General features: G+C 61.2%; 13 protein-coding genes. 5 read left to right on the forward strand and 8 right to left on the reverse strand.

Going from position 1 to position 19,115, the window contains the following annotated elements; all coding sequences use genetic code 11:
• Position 1: 1 nt before the first annotated feature.
• Genes mdtC through HMPREF3142_RS02110 form a run of 3 tightly spaced genes read right to left on the reverse strand, consistent with a single transcriptional unit; the run spans position 2 to position 7,440 of the window.
• Entirely contained in the window at positions 2–3,079 is a 3,078-nt protein-coding gene (mdtC, locus tag HMPREF3142_RS02100; protein ID WP_070611458.1) for a multidrug efflux RND transporter permease subunit MdtC, read from the reverse strand.
• Positions 3,080–6,202, reverse strand: a complete 3,123-nt coding sequence (locus HMPREF3142_RS02105) for an MdtB/MuxB family multidrug efflux RND transporter permease subunit (protein ID WP_012541066.1) — start codon at positions 6,200–6,202, stop codon at positions 3,080–3,082.
• A complete protein-coding gene (locus HMPREF3142_RS02110) occupies positions 6,202–7,440 on the reverse strand; it encodes an MdtA/MuxA family multidrug efflux RND transporter periplasmic adaptor subunit (protein WP_012541067.1) in 1,239 nt (412 codons plus the stop codon). Before HMPREF3142_RS02110 ends, HMPREF3142_RS02105 begins: the two co-directional genes overlap by 1 nt.
• 300 nt (positions 7,441–7,740) lie before the next feature.
• Here HMPREF3142_RS02110 and HMPREF3142_RS02115 point away from each other — a divergent pair, with 300 nt between their 5' ends.
• Positions 7,741–9,015 (forward strand): dicarboxylate/amino acid:cation symporter, encoded by a 1,275-nt coding sequence (locus tag HMPREF3142_RS02115; RefSeq protein ID WP_008804082.1) that lies wholly within the window; start codon positions 7,741–7,743, stop codon positions 9,013–9,015.
• 274 nt (positions 9,016–9,289) lie between these two features.
• Here the strand turns inward: HMPREF3142_RS02115 and HMPREF3142_RS02120 are convergent, their stop codons facing one another.
• The 5 genes from HMPREF3142_RS02120 to yegD all read right to left on the reverse strand — a co-directional run bounded on the left by HMPREF3142_RS02120 (position 9,290) and on the right by yegD (position 14,609).
• A complete protein-coding gene (locus HMPREF3142_RS02120) occupies positions 9,290–9,901 on the reverse strand; it encodes a helix-turn-helix transcriptional regulator (RefSeq protein ID WP_023297970.1) in 612 nt (203 codons plus the stop codon).
• Between the two features lie 115 nt (positions 9,902–10,016).
• Entirely contained in the window at positions 10,017–10,157 is a 141-nt protein-coding gene (locus tag HMPREF3142_RS30060; RefSeq protein ID WP_046621842.1) for a small membrane protein, read from the reverse strand.
• Between the two features lie 237 nt (positions 10,158–10,394).
• A complete protein-coding gene (locus HMPREF3142_RS02125) occupies positions 10,395–11,096 on the reverse strand; it encodes a response regulator transcription factor (protein ID WP_012541069.1) in 702 nt (233 codons plus the stop codon).
• Positions 11,097–11,110: 14 nt separating this feature from the next.
• Positions 11,111–12,967: a sensor histidine kinase gene (locus HMPREF3142_RS02130; RefSeq protein WP_070611495.1), complete on the reverse strand. Its 1,857-nt coding sequence runs from the start codon at positions 12,965–12,967 to the stop codon at positions 11,111–11,113.
• Positions 12,968–13,256: 289 nt separating this feature from the next.
• On the reverse strand, positions 13,257–14,609 hold the full coding sequence (yegD, locus tag HMPREF3142_RS02135) for a molecular chaperone (protein ID WP_016531337.1): 1,353 nt from the start codon (positions 14,607–14,609) through the stop codon (positions 13,257–13,259).
• 137 nt (positions 14,610–14,746) lie between these two features.
• Here yegD and alkA point away from each other — a divergent pair, with 137 nt between their 5' ends.
• From alkA to asmA, 4 genes are all read left to right on the forward strand, one after another.
• On the forward strand, positions 14,747–15,595 hold the full coding sequence (gene alkA / locus HMPREF3142_RS02140) for a DNA-3-methyladenine glycosylase 2 (RefSeq protein WP_012541072.1): 849 nt from the start codon (positions 14,747–14,749) through the stop codon (positions 15,593–15,595).
• 114 nt (positions 15,596–15,709) lie between these two features.
• Complete coding sequence (gene udk, locus HMPREF3142_RS02145; protein ID WP_002912442.1) at positions 15,710–16,351, forward strand: uridine kinase; 642 nt, start codon at positions 15,710–15,712, stop codon at positions 16,349–16,351.
• 90 nt (positions 16,352–16,441) lie between these two features.
• A complete protein-coding gene (gene dcd / locus HMPREF3142_RS02150; RefSeq protein ID WP_004151145.1) occupies positions 16,442–17,023 on the forward strand; it encodes a dCTP deaminase in 582 nt (193 codons plus the stop codon).
• Positions 17,024–17,053: 30 nt separating this feature from the next.
• On the forward strand, positions 17,054–18,901 hold the full coding sequence (gene asmA, locus HMPREF3142_RS02155; RefSeq protein WP_008804088.1) for an outer membrane assembly protein AsmA: 1,848 nt from the start codon (positions 17,054–17,056) through the stop codon (positions 18,899–18,901).
• The last annotated feature ends 214 nt before the right edge of the window (positions 18,902–19,115 follow it).

The following is a 19,115-nucleotide window of genomic DNA, read 5'->3' on the forward strand; positions in this document are numbered from 1 at the left end:
GTTATTCGCTTACCGGTTGAGAGGAGTGACGCGAAAAACGCAACCGCAGACGGTCAAAGAAAAGATAGACCACCGGCGTGGTGTAGAGCGTTAACAGCTGGCTCATCACCAGACCGCCGACGATGGTGATCCCCAGCGGCTGGCGCAGCTCAGAGCCATCGCCCCCGGAGAGCACCAGCGGCAGGGCGCCGAACAGCGCCGCCAGGGTGGTCATCATAATCGGCCGGAAACGCAGCAGGCAGGCCTGGAAAATCGCCTCTTCCGGCGCCAGATTGCCGGTGCGCTGCGCCTCAAGGGCAAAATCGACCATCATGATGGCGTTTTTCTTCACGATGCCAATTAATAACATGATCCCGATAAGGGCGATTAGGCTGAACGGGGCATCGAATATCTCCAGCGCCAGCAGGGCGCCCACCCCGGCGGAGGGCAGCGTTGAAAGGATGGTCAACGGATGCACATAGCTCTCATACAGCATCCCCAGCACGATATAGACCGTGGCGATGGCCGCGAGGATCAGGATCACCTGCGCGTTCATGGTCTGCTGAAAGACCTGAGCGGTACCGGCAAAGGAGCCGCGCACGCTCGACGGCACCCCGAGCTGGGTCATCGCGCGGTTAATGGCGTCGCTGGCTTCCGACAGCGAGCGGCCGGTGGGCAGGTTAAAGGAGATAGTGGACGCCGCCGACAGCCCCTGGTGGTTCACCGACAGCGGGGCGTTGGCCGGTTGCCATTTGGCGAAATAGGCCAGCGGGATCGGCTTGCCCTCGCTGTTGATAACAAACATCTTGTCGAGGGCGCTGACGTCCTGGGTGTAGGCCGGATCCACCTCCATCACCACCTTGTACTGGTTGAGCGGCTGGTAGATGGTGGAGATCTGCCGCTGGCCGAAGGCGTTGTTCAGCAGGTTGTTGGCGTCCTGGACGCTGATGCCGAGGCGCGACATCGTATCCCGGTCATAAACCAGGTCCATTTCGGCGCCATTGTCCTGCTGATCCGAGTTGACGTCCGCCAGCTCAGGCAGCGCCGCCAGCGCTTTGCGGATCTTCGGCTCCCACTCGCGCAGCGCCGACAGGTCGTCGGACAGCAGAGTGTACTGATAGCTGGCGTTCGACTGCCGGCCGCCGACGCGAATATCCTGCACCGCCATCAGGAACAGGTTGGCCCCGGGCTCGTTGGCCAGCTTTTTGCGCAGCCGGTCGATCACCTGCTGCGCCGTCTCGTGGCGCTGGTCGCGCGACTTGAGGGTGATAAACATCATCCCGCTGTTGACCCGCGAGCCGCCGGTAAAGCCGGTGACGTTATCCACCGCCGGATCTTCGCGAATGATCTTCATAAAGTCCTGCAGCTTGCCGCGCATCGCCTGGAAGGAGATGCTCTGGTCGGCCTGAATGCCGCCCATCAGCACCCCGGTGTCCTGCTCCGGGAAGAAGGTTTTCGGGATCGAAATGTAGAGCCAGACGCTGAGGGCGATGGTGCCGAGCACCACCAGGCCGGTCAGCCGGCTGTGCCTGAGCACCCATTTTAACGATTTCCCATAGCCGCCCTGCACGGCCACCAGCAGGCGGCCAAAGCCGCGGTTGCGCGTCGGCTGGTGGGGCTTACCGCTTTTCAGCAGCCAGCCGCACATCATCGGCGTCAGGGTGAGGGACACCGCCAGCGAGATGCCGATCGCCACCGACAGGGTGACGGCGAACTCGCGCAGCAGGCGGCCGGGCAGGCCGCCCATCAGCAGCAGCGGCAGAAACACCGCCACCAGCGACAGGCTCATCGACAGCACGGTAAAGCCGACTTCGCGGCTCCCCTGCAGCGCCGCCTGCAGAGGTTTCATCCCCGCTTCCAGATGGCGGGAGATATTCTCCAGCACCACGATAGCGTCATCCACCACGAAGCCGGTGGCGATGGTCAGAGCCATCAGCGACAGGTTATTGAGGCTGAAGCCGCACAAATACATCGCGGCGAAGGTACCGATTAAGGAAACCGGGACGGCGACGGCCGGGATCAGCGTGGCGCGCCCCGAGCGCAGGAACAGGAATACCACGAGGATCACCAGCGCCACCGATATCACCAGCGTCTGCTCCACCTCCTCCAGCGAAGCACGGATGGTCGGCGAGCGGTCCTGGGCGATCTGCAGGTCGATAGCCGCCGGAATGGTCTGCTGCAGCTCCGGCAGGCGGGCGCGGATGCTGTCCACTGTCTGGATAATATTGGCTTCCGGCAGTTTGCGGATCATCAGCAGGATCGCCGGTTTGGCGTTGGTCATCCCGGCGTTGCGTACGTCCTGCACCGAATCCGAGACGCTGGCGACATCCCCCAGCCGCACCGCGGCGCCATTCTGGTAGTGGACGATCAGCGGCTGATAGTCGGCGGCGGTCTTCAGCTCATCGTTGGTCTGCACCTGCCAGCGGTGCGCGCTGTCCTCCAGCGCCCCCTGCGGTTTGCGCACGTTAGCGTCGCTGATGGCGGTGCGCACCGCGTCCAGCGACACGCCCTGGTTGAACAGCGCCTGCGGGTTGAGGTCGACGCGCACCGCCGGCAGGGAGCTGCCGCCGACGTCGACATCACCCACGCCGTCGATCTGCGCGATGGTCTGCGCCAGCTGGGTGGAGGCGAAATCATACAGCTCACCCTGGGAGTAGGTGTCCGAGGTCAGCGTCAGGATCATGATCGGCGCATCCGACGGGTTGGCTTTGCGGTAGGTCGGCCGGCTGGGCATCCCGCTCGGCAGCAGGCTTTGCGCGGCGTTGATCGCCGCCTGAACGTCGCGCGCCGCGCCGTTGATATCGCGGTCGAAGTTAAACTCAAGAATGATGCGCGTACTGCCCAGCGAACTGGAGGAGGTCATCTCATTGACCCCGGCAATCCGTCCCAGGGAGCGTTCCAGCGGGGTGGCCACCGACGAGGCCATGGTCTCCGGGGAGGCCCCCGGCAGCGAGGCGCTAACCATGATCACCGGGAAGTCCACCTGCGGCAGCGGGGCTACCGGCAGCAGCCGGAAGCCGAGAATGCCGCACAGGGTGATGGCCAGCGAGATGAGGATCGTCGCCACCGGGCGGTAAATGAAGAGGGCGAAAAACTTCACTTACGCCTCCTCTTCCTGACGCGGGAAGCGGCGCTTCAGGTGCAGCGACAGGCGGTCGAACAGCAGATAGATCACCGGGGTGGTGAACAGGGTCAGCACCTGGCTGAGCATCAGACCGCCGACCATGCCGATCCCCAGCGGACGCCGCAGCTCCGCGCCGACGCCGGTGCTCAGCATCAGCGGCAGGGCGCCGAGCAGGGCGGCGAGGGTCGTCATCAGGATCGGACGAAAACGCAGCAGGCAGGCCTGGTAGATCGCTTCCCGCGGCGGCATGCCCTGCTCGCGTTCGGCGGCCAGCGCGAAGTCGATCATCATGATGGCGTTCTTCTTCACGATGCCGATCAGCAGAATGATGCCGATGATGGCGATCACATCCAGCTCGCTGCCCGCCAGCCACAGCGCCAGTAGCGCCCCGACCCCGGCGGTGGGCAGGGTGGAGAGGATCGTGATCGGATGGATAAAGCTTTCATACAGCACCCCCAGCACGATATACATCGCCACCACCGCGGCGACCACCAGCCAGACGGTGCTGCCGAGCGCCGACTGGAAGGCCAGCGAGCTGCCCTGGAACTGGGTGCGGATATCGGTCGGGAAATCCAGCGACTGTTCGGCGGCGAGGATCGCGTCCACCGCTTCGCCCAGCGAATAGTTGTCCGGGACGTTAAACGAGATGGTGGTCACCGGGAACTGATCGAGGTGGTTTACCGACAGCGGGGTAAAACGTTGCTCCACTGTGGCGATGGCGGTCAGCGGCACGATGCCGCCGTCGCTACTGGTCAGGCGGATATTATCCAGCGCCGCCAGGCCCGGCGTCGCCTCGGTATCCTGCTCGAGCACCACGCGATACTGATTCGCCTGAGTGTAAATGGTGGAGATCAGCCGCTGGCCGAAAGCGTTGTACAGCGCGTTATCGACATCGGCCATTGAGATGCCGAGGCGGCTGGCGCTGTCGCGATCCACCTTGATATAGGCGGCCAGGCCTTTGTCCTGCCAGTCGCTGCTGACGTCGGCCAGCTGCGGCTGGGCCTGCAGGCGGCTGAGCAGCGGCGGCACCCAGGTGCTCAGCGCCTCGAGGGAGTTTGCCTGCAGGGTGAACTGGTACTGGGTGCGGCTCACCGTGGTGTCGATGGTCAGATCCTGGGTCGGCTGCAGGTAGAGCGCCACGCCCGGAACGCCGTCCACCGCCTGCTGCAGGCGGCTAATCACCGTCTGGACGCGGTCATCGCGTTCATCCAGCGGCTTGAGGTTGATCTGCAGACGGGCGCTGTTCAGCGCCGGGTTGGTGCCGTCGACGCCGACGAACGAGGTCAGGCTCTCCACGGCCGGATCCTTAAGGATAATGCTGGCCACCTGCCGCTGGCGCTCGGCCATGCTGGCGAAAGAGACCGACTGCGGCGCCTGGAGGGTGCCCTGAATAATGCCGTTATCCTGGATCGGGAAGAAGCCTTTCGGGATAAAGACCCACAGGATTATCGACAGCGCCAGGGTGCTCAGTGCGACGCCGAGCGTCAGCCACGGATGGTTCAGCACCCGGCTCAGCCAGCGGCCATAGACGGCGATCACCCGTTCGAAGAAGCGCTCGCTGGCCCGGGAGAAACGGTTCTGCTTGCGCAGCGATTCGTGGCTTAGCATACGGGCGCACATCATCGGCGTCAGGGTCAGGGAGACCACCGCCGAGATAAGAATAGCGACGGCAAGGGTGACGGCGAATTCGCGGAACAGACGGCCGACGATATCGCCCATAAACAGCAGCGGGATCAGCACCGCGATCAGCGAGAAGGTGAGGGAGATAATGGTGAAGCCGATTTCCCCGGCGCCTTTCAGCGCGGCGGCCAGCGGCTTCTCGCCTTTTTCGATATAGCGCGAGATGTTCTCGATCACCACGATGGCGTCATCCACCACAAAGCCGGTGGCGATGGTCAGGGCCATCAGCGTCAGGTTATTGATCGAGAAGTCGAGGAACACCATCACCGCGAAAGTGCCCACCAGCGACAGCGGCACCGCGACGCCGGGAATAATGGTCGCCGGGACATTGCGCAGGAACAGATAGATGATCATCACCACCAGGGCGATGGCCAGCATCAGCTCAAACTGGGTGTCGCGCACCGAGGCGCGAATGTTGGTGGTCCGGTCGGAGAGGACCTGCACCTTTACCGATTTCGGCAGGCTCTCGGTGAGCTGCGGCAGCATCTGGCGAATGCTGTCGGCGGTGTCGATGATGTTGGCCCCCGGCTGACGCTGAACGTTCATCACGATGGCCCGCTGCTGGTTGGCCCACGCCCCGAGCCAGCTGTTTTCGGCCCCTTGTTCGACGCTGGCGACATCGCCGAGACGGATCGGCGCCCCGTTCTGATAAGCGATAATCAGCCGGCGATAATCCTCAGCGGACTGCATCTGATCGTTAGCGGAAAGCGTCACCGCGCGGGCCGGGCCGTCGAGGCTGCCTTTCGCCGAGTTAACGTTGGCGCTGGTGATAGCGGTACGCACGGTTTCGCTGGTCAGGCCGAGGGCGGCGATGGCCTGGGCGTTAAGCTTCACCCGCACCGCCGGGCGCTGGCCGCCGGCGAGGGTCACCAGACCGACGCCGGAAACCTGGGAGATCTTCTGCGCCACCCGGGTCTCCACCATGTCCTCTACCTGGGTCATCGGGATCGCGGAGGAGGTGACGGCGAGGGTCATGATCGGCGGATCCGCCGGGTTCACCTTGCTGTACACCGGCGGGTTGGGCAGATCGCTCGGCAGCAGGTTGGTGGCGGCGTTAATGGCCGCCTGCACTTCCTGCTCGGCGACGTCCAGCGGCAGGGTCAGCTGGAACTGCAGCGTGACTACCGAGGCGCCGCCAGAGCTTTGCGACGACATCTGCTTAAGGCCGGACATCTGGCCGAACTGGCGCTCCAGCGGGGCGGTGATAGCGGAGGTCACCACGTCCGGGCTGGCGCCCGGATAGAGCGTAACCACCTGGATGGTCGGGTAATCGACCTCCGGCAGGGCGGAGACCGGCAGGAAGCGGTAGCCGATGATCCCGGCTAACAGGATCGCCACCATCAGCAGAGTGGTGGCGACCGGACGCATAATAAACAGCCGGGACGGGCCGCCGGTGCGGCCTGGGGGTAACACCTGCATCAGGAACGCGCTCCGTGTTTACCGCTCTGGCGTGGAGCGGGCTGCGCCTGCTCGCTGCCGCTGGCGGTGACAACTTCCACCTTCGCCCCCTCGGTCAGGCGGTCAATCCCGTCGGTGACCACGCGATCCCCGGCGGAAAGCCCGGCGCTGATGACCACTTTCTGGCTGTCCTGGATGCCGGGCGTCACGCTGTGTTTGCTGACCTTGTTCTCGTCGTTCAGCACCCACACAAAATGCCCTTCGTTGCCCATCTGCAGGGCGGCGGCGGGGATCACCACCGCGTTCTCTTCGGTATCCACCAGCAGGCGGGCGTTAACGAACTGGTTGGGGAACAGCGCGTCGTCCAGATTGCTGAAGCGCGCCTTCAGCTTGATGGTCCCGGTGGTGGCATCGATCTGGTTGTCGAGACTCAGCAGCTCGCCGACACTAATTTTCTGTTTATTGGTGCGATCCCAGGCTTCGACGCTGAGCGCTTTGCCCGCTTTCTGCGCCTGCACCACCGTGGCGATGCTGTTTTCCGGCAGGGTGAAGACCACATCGATCGGGTGCGTCTGGGTGAGAACCACAATCCCGGTGGTATCTCCGCTGGAGATCTGGTTGCCAATATCCACCTGCTTTAAGCCGACGCGGCCATCAATCGGCGCGGTGATGCGGGTCCAGTCGAGCTGCAGCTGGGCGCTGGCGACGGCGGCTTCATCGGCCTTTACGGTGCCAGCGGATTCCACCACCAGCGACTGCTGGGTGTCGAGCTCCTGGCGGGAGACGAGGTTGGTTTTCACCAGCTGCTGGTAACGGGCGAGATCGCGGCGGGCGTTCGCCAGGGTGGCGTTATCTTTCGCCAGCTGACCCTGCGCCTGGGCGAGGGCGACTTTAAACTGGCTGGGGTCGATCTGCGCCAGCAGGTCGCCGGCTTTGACCTGCTGTCCCTCCTGGAAGTGAAGGCTCAGCAGCTGGCCGTCGACCCGGCTGCGCACGGTCACGGTATTGGCCGCCGTCACGGTACCCAGCCCGGTGAGATAGCGTGGCACCGCTTGTTCGGTCGCGGTCGCCGCCTGCACCGGTGCCAGCGCGCCGCCGAAACGGCCATGGCGCGCGCCGCCCGGCCCCTGCGGGCCTTGTCCTGCTGCGGGAGCGCTGCTGCCGCTCGTGCCACGATCGTGCCAGAACCAGTAGGCGGCTCCGGCGATAATCACTACCGCCAGCGCGGCGCCCCAACGACGTATGTTACTGCCTTTCATTAGTTTACGGTCTCATCCTGAAGCGTTTCGCTGAATGATACTAGTTTAGTGAGGGAAGGGGCCGTAAAAATGGAGGAATTATGAAAAGAAGGTTGAGAAATGTCTGGATAACCGCCGCGACGCCGGGCGGTCTCGTTGTAGATTTCCGGGGTGATATCAACTTTTAGTTTAAAAAAGTAAAAAATAGTTGTATCCGGGAGGGCTTTAATTAGATTTATGCGGTGAATAAATCAGTGCATTTTCATAATAATAACATATGCACTTAAAAATCAACGTGTTAAATAATCAGGGGTCATTGCTGTGGCAAACGCAAACAAACTCACGCTCTTCATCGTCATTTTTATGCTGATGGGGATCCTCTCCGGCGCGGCTATCCATGCCTACGCGACGCCGACCACCATCTCCGCCTGGGCGGACAACATTACGCTGCTGACCGATCTGTTTCTGCGGTTGATCAAAATGGTCATCGCGCCGTTGGTATTCAGCACCCTGACGGTCGGCATTATGCGTCTCGGCGAGACGGCGACCATTGGCCGGGTAGGCGGGAAGGCGATGGTGTGGTTCATCACCTCCTCGGTATTATCCATTCTCGTCGGGCTGGTGATCGTCACCTTCCAGCACCCGGGCGCCGGGTTAAACCTGGCGGTGCCGAAAGAGGCGGTGGATACCGGCCTGGCGGTCAGCGGCATGAGCCTGAAAGGATTCCTGTCGCATACCATCCCCACCAGCATCACCGAGGCGATGGCCAACAACGAGATCCTGCAGATTGTGGTGTTCTCGATGTTCTTTGGCATCGCCGGCGCGTCGCTGGGCGAGAAGTTTAATGCCCCGCTGGTGGCGGCCCTCAATGTGGTGTCGCACATTATGCTGAAGGTGACGGGCTACGTGATGTACGTTGCGCCGCTGGCTATCTTCGCCGCTATTTCGTCGGTGATTGCCTCCCAGGGGCTGGGGATCTTGCTCAACTACGCTTCGTTCATCGGCGGTTACTACCTGGCGGTGCTGTTGACCAGCGCGGTGCTGATTGCCGTTGGTTATATGGTGCTGAAGAAAGAGGTCTTCCGTCTGCTGAACATGCTGAAGGACCCGGTGCTGGTCGCGTTTACCACCAGCAGCTCCGAAGCGGCCTATCCGAAGACTCTTGAGCGGCTGGTGAAGTTTGGCTGCTCGCGCAATATCGTCTCGTTCGTCCTGCCCATTGGCTACTCGTTCAACCTCGTGGGCTCGATGGTCTACTGCTCCTTCGCCGCGATGTTTATCGCTCAGGCCTATAACGTACCGCTGAGCTTTAGCGAGATTACGGTCATGATGCTGACGCTGATGCTGGCCTCGAAAGGCATCGCCGGGGTGCCGCGCTCGGCGCTGGTGGTGCTGGCGGCCACGATCCCCAGCTTCAATATTCCGGTTGCCGGGATCCTGCTGCTGATGGGTATCGACCATTTCCTCGACATGGGGCGCTCCGCCATCAACGTGTTGGGTAACGGCATTGCCACCGCCATGCTGTCGAAAAACGAAGGTCTGCTGACCGACGAGGAAGCACAGCCGGACTGGGAAGCCGAGAAAGCGGAAGCCTGATCCTGCTGCGCCCTTTCACAGAGGGCGCCATTCCGCACGGAAAAAAAGACCCCTGACAGGCACGTCAGGGGTAATGTGACGAAGTATCAGTTTTCCTCGTAACTAGTCTTTTTTCTTATATAAAAACGCGCGGTAACGTCTTTATACCGAGGAAGCGTCAGAGTTTAACGTTATGTTCGGCAGCGCTGGCGCTTTTTTAGTATCCTGCGGCTATTTTCGGATTCCAGACAATATCACTACGGGAATATCTTATTCTCTTCTGTTCGCTATTTGCCTACCAGCGCTCACGTAACAGATTCATAAACTGGAAAAAGTCGTGATTATTATTCAGGCTGTATTTTTCCATAATCTTATTCTTATGGTAAGCGGCGGTGCGGGGACTGACGCGCTGCAGGGCAGCGATTTTACTCATGTCCAGCCCTTCAAGAATACCGTGCACCACAGCGGTCTGCGACCGCGACAGGACACGATGCGGGCAGCTGGCGCAGCTCAGTTCCCGGCTCGTGGCGTCAGTGGCCGACGGGTCCATACAATGCTGTAGTTCGCTTTTAATGATCGCCAGCAGTTGTGGAATACTGGCCGTTTTCAGCGAGACAAAAATGACTCCTTTCAGGCAATTAATCATGAAATCGTCTTCCGGCAGCTGGTCGTAGCTGTGGAGGATAATCAGGGAGCTGCCTTTTTTTCTGTTTTTAATCAGGGTATTGCACAGATAGATTTCACCAGGGATCACTTCGCATATAATAATATCTTCGTCTGACAGGTCGTTATTGCGCCAGGAGAAACGGGCCCGCATCTCGTCCCGGGAGAGATCATTAACCATGGCGACCAGCGATTCACGTACAAAGGTGTTGCGGGTATTGATGGTGACATTAATGTTTCTCATGGCGTTATTTCCTTATGCAAAACATAACGCCATGCTGTGACAAATCCTCCGGGCGTATGCGGTGTGTTGATTTTATAAACGTACCTGTAATCGTTTTTAATTATTATAAAGTGAATTATTTACGACGCGTCGAACGCTTATCGTTAAACGTAAACTTCTGTCGTCTCCTGTCTTTTAGATAGGAAATAAAACTGTATACAGAGATGCTGAAGAAAAATATGCATAGCAATAATATTAACCACGTTTGCATGGCCATCGTTTTTACCTTGTTTGTGCTGCATGGTGTCAGAATTTGCCGCGAACGGCTATTACGTTTTGTTATATGTTTTCCTGTCCACTGAAAATCATACGACATCATCCTGATGTGCTAGCACTATAAGAAAGTTCTTAAGCGCATCGTCAGTCTCATTCCTCTCATTTCTCTCAGAAAATGAGAAAAATTAACACTTGCGAGTTATTCACACCCCGCGCAGTGGCCAGAGCGCGCTTTTGATCAGGAAATAAACGCCAGTCCTTTACCAAAGATCGCTCGTACGGGCAGGTGGATCCCTTGCTGGCGCGCCTTATGGCGCAGGCGGCTAATCACCACGTCGATGCGGTGCAGGTCAGGCTCGCTGTCGTGGGAAAACAGGCAGGCATGGAGGTCCAGCTTGCTGCACACCTCGTTGCGATTGCGCATTAACAGCTCCACCAGACGGTACTCCTGCTGGGTTAACTCCAGCGTCCGGGCATCGGGAGAAATCAGTTTATCCTCATGCAGACGCCACAGTCCGGTGGCGGCGGATGACGCGGTGCCGGGCGCCTCCGATGGAAGGGCGGCGGGTCGATCCTGCTGCAGGCGGGCGCCAAGGGCGGTGAGGGTCTCCGCAAGGTGGGCGAAGTTAACCGGCTTAATCAGGTAAGCATCGGCCCCAAGGCTGAGCGCCTGCAGTTTATCCTGCTGCTGGCCGCGGGCGCTGACCACCACCAGACCGTAATGCCCCAGCTCATGCAGGTAGCTCAGCACGCTGAAGCCATCTTCCCCGGGCAGGCCGATATCAATCAGCACGATGTCCACCGGATGGCTATGCAGTTGTCGCCAGAAGGCTTCGGCGCTGCGCGAGCCCCACACCTCGAAGCCGCGATAGCCCAGCCAGGCCAGCAGTTCATCCAGCAGATCGGCGTTATCTTCAATTATCGCCAGCCGTAAAGCCATACGTCGTTCTCCTCTTAAGCAACTGTCGGGAGGGTGAGAATAAAGGTGCAGCCGTCCGGGCCATGCTCGGCCAGCCACAGTTTGCCATCATGAGCCTGCACGATCTGACGCGCAACATACAGTCCGAGACCGGTGCCGCCCGGCACCGGCGACGTGTGCTCGCCGCGACGATAGCGCTCAAAGATCAGTTCCGCTTGCCCGCCGGGCAGGCCCGGGCCGTGGTCGCGAATGCGCAGCTCGGTATGCCCGGCTTCGGAGCGGATATCGATGGCGATTTCACCGGGGGGCGAATACTTCACCGCGTTATCCAGCAGATTGGCGATGGCGATGCACAGCAGGCCGGCATCGGCCTGCAGTTGCGGGCTTTCCACCGCGCCGTGATGGCGGATGTTCAGGTAATGGTCGTGGGAGATGGCCACCACCGAGGCGGCCATGTTGATCACCGACAGCAGGGCGGTCTGCTGGCGATCGACGTGCAGGTCGTGTGAGGCGAGCCGGGCGTCGGCAAGGCAGTTATCGGTGAGCTGCACCAGACGGGTGGCGGCGCGCCCGATGCGATCGAAGCGCGCCTCCTGGCTGGCCGAGGCGGCCGAGAGGCGGAGATTTTCCAGCGCTGCCTGGATCACCGCCAGCGGCGTGCGGAATTCGTGCGCTACCATGCCCATAAACTGTCGCTGATGGAAGCTGGCTTCACGCTCAATCTGCAGCTCACGCGCCAGGCGCTGCTTCTGCTCCAGCTGGCGGTTTTCAGCGCGCACCCGCAGGATGGCAATGATCAGCACCGTAATGATGTGGACGATCAGCGCATACTGCCAGAGGGAATAGATCGCCATATGGAACGGGATTATCCCGTGGATAGACAACTGCACCAGCACCGCGGCGGCGACGTAGAACGGCGGCAGCAGACCCAGCAGCAGGGTGTTACGGTCGATGGCTTTTTTGCGCCACAGCCACCAGGAGGTGAACAGCAGCACCGGGGTGATAATGATGAAGATCACCCCTTCAATCTGCATCGCGAAGCCGTAAAACCCGAGCGGAATACTGACCTGCAGCACCAGGTTGAGGACCACCGCGGCGATCAGTAGTTGATGAAGCCGCGGCATATTCTTCTTCAAATCAAAAATCTCGCTGTGCAGCCAGAGGGCGGTAGCATAGCTGAACAGGGAGAGGCTGCTGATCATGAAGTCCTGGAACGGCAGCGCCGCGTGGCCGAAAAACCACTCCGGGAAGCCGTGCAGGGCGGCCACCAGCGGATAATTGAGCGAGAAAAGACAGATGCCCCACAGCAGACGCCGGCGCAGGGCCAGCGCCAGCCACAGCGCCACGCCGCTGGCGACGGCGGCCAGGCCGAAATAGAAGCTCCAGAAAGCGGTGTCGGCGGTCGCCCGTTGTACAAATTCCTGCGGCGAAGAGAGCGAGGCCAGCAGGATCAGGGTGCTGGTGCTGTGCAGGCGAAAGACCACCTCATAGCCGGCGGCGGTTGGCGGCGGGGGGATAATCAGCACGCTTTCCCGGTAGTGCAGGTCGCTCTCGCGGGCGACGTCGCGGTCGCCAAAGGTGCGCTGTTCCCAGGGGGCATCGCTGCCCAGAGGTCGGTAGTAAATGGTCAGATGGTCGACAAAAGAGGGGCCCAGCTGCAGCCAGCGCGGCTCCCCGGCAAACCACGTTCCCGGCAGCTCGCTGCGCAGCCACCAGGTTTTTCGCGAATAACCAAAGGAGGGGATCTGCCGGGTGGTGGCGAGCTGGTCTGTGGGCAGGGCGGCGAAGCGATCGATGGTCATCTGGCCGCTGGCGTCCGCGTACCACTGGACCGGAATATCAATGCCCACCTGGCGCGTCGCCGCCTGCGCCTGTGGGGCGACCAGCAGCAAGAATAATCCACAGCTGAGCAGCCAGCCTGCCAGGAACTGCGGCCGGCAACGCCGGACCGCTGCGAAGATCGCAGACACCCTTTTCAATCACGCCCCCTTGCGGCATGCCAACGATACAGACCGCAGACATCTGGCTACGGTATGGATAATACGCCCCCTGAAATGGGGAAGAGTGGACAGGCCTGTCCGGACGAACAGGCCATTTTGCGTGGGAGACCAGGAATATTCCAGCGTAATCTGCAGCGCCACGATCAGGACAGACCTGCTGCGCGGCGGCGGTGGGCTGGGGTTAGCGGAAAACCACCTGCGCCCAGCGGGCCAGCCCGGCGGTTACCGAGCCAAAATCATCGCCACCGGCCAGCGGAATACCCGGCAGCTGGGCGGTCAGCGCCTTTTTGATCAGCGGCGAGCGGGCGCTGCCGCCGGTAAGATAGATCACGTCCGGGGTGGTCTGGCTGCTGTCGAGCGCGAGCTGCACCTGTTCCATAATGCGGGTCAACGGTTGATCCAGCGCGGCTTCCAGACCCTGCTGGGCGATGGCGGTGGCCAGCTCGTCCTGAATAAACGGCAGCGCGGTTTCGACGCTGGCGGCGCTGGAGAGGGCGATTTTGCTCTCTTCGGCGCTGCGCACCAGACGATAGCTGAGACGCTGGCGCCAGACCTTGAGCAGCAGAGCCACCTTGTCGGCATCCCGGGCGCTGCGCAGCAGATCGTTAAGCAGACGGCCGTTGGCGGTGCTGTAGAAATCGCTCTGCGCTGGCACGTCGTTGATGGCCACCGCGTTCCACCACGGGAGGATCGGCAGCGCGGTGCCTTTCTCCGTTTCGCCGCCCATACCGAGAAGGGGCATCAGGCATTTGAAGGCCAGGGCAATGTCGAGGTCGTTGCCGCCGATGCGGCAGCCGCTGTGGCCGAGCAGGCTCTGCTGGCGGTCGGCGCGCTCCCGCCACTGCGGGCCCATCAATAGCAAGGAACAGTCGGTGGTCCCACCGCCGATATCGACGACCAGCACCCGCTTTTCTTCATTGAGGGTCGCTTCGAAATCGAGCCCGGCGGCAACCGGTTCAAACTGGAAGACCACATCGCGGAAACCGGCGCGGAGAGCCGCCCGCTCAAGGATCCCCTGCGCCTGGGCGTTCGCGTCGTCGCCGCCGAGGCCCTGGAAGTTAATCGGCCGGCCAATCACCGCCTGGTCGATCTGCTCGGGCAGCTGGCTCTCAGCCTGCAGTTTGATGTGCAGCATCATGGCGCAGACCAGGTCTTCAAACAGGGCCACCTGCTGCGGCTTCAGCCCGCTGGCGCCGAGGAAGGATTTTGGCGATTTAACGAAGTAGACCTCTTCCGGATCTTCAACATACTGATGCAGCGAGGCGAGACCGAACTGCACGCTGTTGCGCAGCACCTCGATGTCTTCGTCGCGGTTGGCGGCAATGGCCCGGCGCAGCAGCGCCTGGTTTTCATCGCTGTGGGTGGGGACGTCATGATGGCGATAGAGCCACTCGCTGACCGCTTCGCGCGTTGGCGCGCAGAGCATCGAGGGCAGCAGCGCGCTGCCGTTTTCCAGTGTCAACAGCTGAGGGGTGTTTTCCCGCATCACGGCCACCGAACAGTTGGCGGTGCCGTAGTCAAAACCAATAAACATCGTCTGCAAAATCCCCATGCCGGTGAAGAAGGGGGGCGACTTTAGCGGATCGTCGCCAAGCCGACAACTGGAATTTAAAAGCAAGGCGCTGACGGTCAAGGGCGACTATCATTGAAACGCTATATAAAGGAGAGCTTATGGTGCTGTTACCCTGGACCCCGCCTTACGACTGGGCGTGGATGGTTGGTTTTCTGCAGGCGCGTGCCGTCGCCGGCGTCGAGCGCTTTGATGAAGGAGGCTATAGTCGCAGCTTTGGCGTTGAAGGGCATCGCGGGCTGATTCATCTGGCGCCGGACGAAGAGGCGCAGGGCCTGCGGGTGACCCTCTCCCCGGGGCTGCAACCGGTGGCGGAGATCTGCTATGCGCGAATTGGCCAGCTGTTTGATTTAGCCTGCGACCCGCGGCAGGTCGCCGGGGCGTTGGGCTCTCTGGCCGAGGCGCGGCCGGGACTGCGCCTGCCGGGGGCGCTGGATGCCTTCGAACAGGCGGTGCGGGCGGTGCTGGGCCAGCTGGTGAGCGTGGCGATGGCCGCCCGGCTCACTGCCAAAGTGGCGGCTGGCTGGGGCGAACCGCTGGCTGAGGCGCCCGGCTATGTGTTATTCCCGACGCCAGAGGCGCTGTCCCGGGCCGACCCGCAGGCGCTGAAGGCGCTGGGAATGCCGCTTCGGCGTGCGGAGGCGCTGATCCACCTCGCCCGGGCGGCGCTCAGCGGCGAGCTGCCCCTGACGGCGCCAGCGGACATCGACGCCGGGCTGCGTCAACTGCAGAGCCTGCCCGGGATTGGCCGCTGGACGGCAAACTACTTTGCTCTGCGCGGCTGGCAGGCGAAAGATATCTTTTTGCCGGATGATTACCTGATTAAACAGCGCTTTCCGGGAATGACCCCGGCCGCCATCGCTCGCTATGCCCGTCGCTGGCAGCCGATGCGATCGTATGCGCTGTTGCATATCTGGTATACCGATGACTGGATCCCGGCGGCGGAATAGCCGTCCGGGGCGCATACCACTGGTATCGGGACGCTGAAATCCCTATAATTGCCGCGTTTGGCGGTCCGCCGCCACCCTCCATCTCTATCCAGGTTAATCAGGTCGCAAAAATTTATGACTGATATGTCCCATCAGTGCGTCATTGTAGGTATCGCCGGCGCATCGGCTTCTGGCAAAAGTCTTATTGCCAGTACTCTCTATCGCGAATTGCGTGAACAAGTTGGCGACGAACATATTGGCGTCATTCCGGAAGACAGCTATTACAAAGATCAAAGTCATCTGTCGATGGAAGAGCGCGTCAAAACCAACTATGACCACCCGAGCTCAATGGACCACAGTCTATTGTTCCAGCACCTGCAGATGCTGAAAAGCGGCCAGCCGATTGAACTGCCGGTCTATAGCTACGTCGAGCATACCCGCACGCCGAACACCATTCATGTCGAGCCGAAGAAGGTGATCATTCTTGAAGGGATCCTGCTGCTGACCGACGCGCGCCTGCGTAACGAGCTTAACTTCTCTATTTTCGTCGACACCCCGCTCGATATTTGCCTGATGCGCCGTATTAAGCGCGACGTTAACGAGCGCGGCCGCTCCATGGACTCGGTGATGGCCCAGTACCAGAAGACTGTGCGCCCGATGTTCCTGCAGTTTATTGAACCGTCGAAGCAGTATGCCGACATCATCGTGCCGCGCGGCGGCAAAAACCGCATCGCGATTGATATTCTGAAGGCCAAAATCAGTCAGTTCTTTGAATAACCTGGCCGAATTGTGTAACGTGCAAAGAGTAGCCCTATTGCCCTCTCCGCCGCGAAGCGTGCGGGAAGCAGCCTTATAAGGAGAAAGCCCATGCGTCTGTGTGACCGAGATATCGAAGCCTGGTTGGATGAAGGGCGACTCGCCATCAATCCGCGCCCACCCGTTGAGCGTATTAATGGCGCGACGGTTGATGTACGGCTGGGTAATAAATTCCGCACCTTCCGCGGCCACACGGCGCCGTTTATCGATTTAAGCGGTCCGAAGGCCGAGGTCAGCGCCGCGCTGGACCGCGTGATGAGCGAAGAGATTGTCCTGCCGGAAGGGGAGGCCTTTTTCCTGCATCCGGGCGAACTGGCGCTGGCGGTGACCTATGAGTCAGTCACCCTGCCTGCCGATCTGGTGGGCTGGCTGGACGGACGCTCCTCACTGGCGCGGCTGGGGCTGATGGTGCACGTTACCGCGCACCGCATCGACCCGGGCTGGTCCGGCTGCATCGTGCTTGAGTTCTACAACTCCGGCAAACTGCCGCTGGCGCTGCGCCCGGGAATGCCTATCGGCGCGCTAAGCTTTGAGCCATTATCGGGCCCGGCGGCCCGGCCGTATAACCGCCGTGAAGACGCCAAATATCGCGACCAGCAGGGCGCGGTGGCGAGCCGAATCGACAAGGATTGATAACGTCAACGGGGTGTTGCTGAGGGTGCCATGAGACGAATACTGACAACGCTGATGATCCTGCTGGCGGTCATTGTCGCCGGGCTTACCTCGTTGGTATTGCTGGTCAATCCCAACGATTTTCGCGCCTATATGGTGCATGAGGTGGCAGAGCGCAGCGGTTATCAGCTTGAACTCGATGGCCCGCTGCGCTGGCATGTCTGGCCGCAGCTCAGCATTCTCAGCGGACGCATGACGCTGACCGCCCGGGGCGCTGAAGAGCCGGTGATCCGCGCCGACAACATGCGCCTCGACGTGGCGCTGCTGCCGTTGCTGTCGCACCAGCTGCAGGTGAAGCAGGTGATGCTCAAGGGGGCGGTGATCCAGCTGACCCCGAAAACCGAAGCGGTTCGCGATAGCGCTGCGCCGGTGGTGCCGCATGACAACACCCTGCCGCAGGCCCCGGAGGACCGTGGGTGGTCCTACGACGTGCGCCAGCTGCAGGTGGCCGACAGCGTGCTCTTCTTCCAGCATGAGAACGGCGAGCAGGTCACTGTGCGTGATATCCGCCTGCAAATGGAGCAGGATGAGAATCACCGGGCCACCGTCGACTTCTCCGGCCGGATCAACCGCGACCAGCGCGACCTGGCGCTGAGCTTCTCCGCTACCGTGCAGGGCGGCGACTATCCCCACTCCTTAAAAGCCGACTTTAGCCAGCTAAGCTGGCAGCTGCGCGGCGCCGAGCTGCCCCCTGATGGCATTAATGGCCAGGGCAGTCTGCAGGCCAGCTGGCAGGAAGATGGCAAAACTCTGCGCTTTGACAACCTGAATCTGATGGCCAGCGGCAGTACCCTTACCGGCAACGGCAGCGTGGTGCTGGGGGATCGCCCGGACTGGTCGCTGGATCTCCACGCGACCACCCTGAATCTCGACAGCCTGCTGGCGCCCTCCTCGCCAGCGACCGACAGCAGCGCCAGCCAGCAGGGCCAGAGCCAGACGCGACCGCTGCGTCCGGTGATCGCCGACAGCGATGAGCGCGAAGATTACCAGAGCCTGCGCGGCTTTAACGGCCGGATGGCCCTGAGCGCCGACCAGTTGCAGTGGCGCGGCCTGAACTTCACCCAGGTGCAGAGCGAAATCAGCAACCAGCAGGGGCTGCTGACGGTCAGCAAAATGCAGGGCAACCTCGACGGCGGGCAGCTCTCTCTCCCCGGCACTCTGGATGCCCGTGGCGACACGCCGCAGGCGACGTTCCAGCCGGCGCTGCAGAATGTGGAGATCGGTTCGCTGATCAAAGCCTTTAACTATTCATTAAACCTGACCGGCAAGCTGTCGCTGACCGGCGAGTTTTCCGGAACGCGCATTGACGCGGATGATTTCCGCCGTCACTGGCAGGGGCAGGCTCAGCTGCAGATGGCCGATACCCGTACCGAGGGGTTGAATTTCCAGCAGCTGGTGCAGCAGGCCGTGGAGCGCAGCACCAACGTGCGGGCGCAGGAGAATTACGACAATGCCACCCGCCTGGATTCCGTGAGCAGCCAGCTGACGCTGGATAACGGGGTGGTGACGCTGAACCGCCTGCAGGGGCAGTCCGACGTGATGGCGATGACTGGCGAAGGTCAGCTTGATCTGCAGAAAGAGAACTGCGATATGCGCTTTAACGTGCGCGTGCTCGGCGGCTGGAAAGGGGAGGGCAAACTTATCGACCGCCTGAAACAGACCGCCATCCCGCTGCGCATCTACGGCGACTGGCAGTCGCTGAGCTACAGCCTGCAGGTCGATCAAATCCTGCGCAAACAGCTACAGGATGAAGCGAAGCAGCGCCTCAACGACTGGGTTGAGCGTAATAAAGGCAGCAAAGAGAGCAAAGACGCCAAAAAGCTGCTTGATAAGCTGTAATCTCCACCCCCGCAGCCCGGGCCTTCCGGGCTGTGAGATTGTCGTCAGAGGGTGTGCCACGTTGATGCCGGGTGGCGGCTGTGCCTGACCCGGCCTGGGTTGCGCGGTGGGGGTAATACCCCGGTCTGCATTGCCATCCATGTAGGCCTGATAAGCGAAGCGCCATCAGGCATGGGTTTGATTATCCATCCCACCGCCCGGGATACCCCGGGCC

It is taken from the genome of Klebsiella sp. HMSC16C06 (genome assembly GCF_001808325.1).
In the GTDB taxonomy this organism is placed as follows: domain Bacteria; phylum Pseudomonadota; class Gammaproteobacteria; order Enterobacterales; family Enterobacteriaceae; genus Klebsiella; species Klebsiella variicola.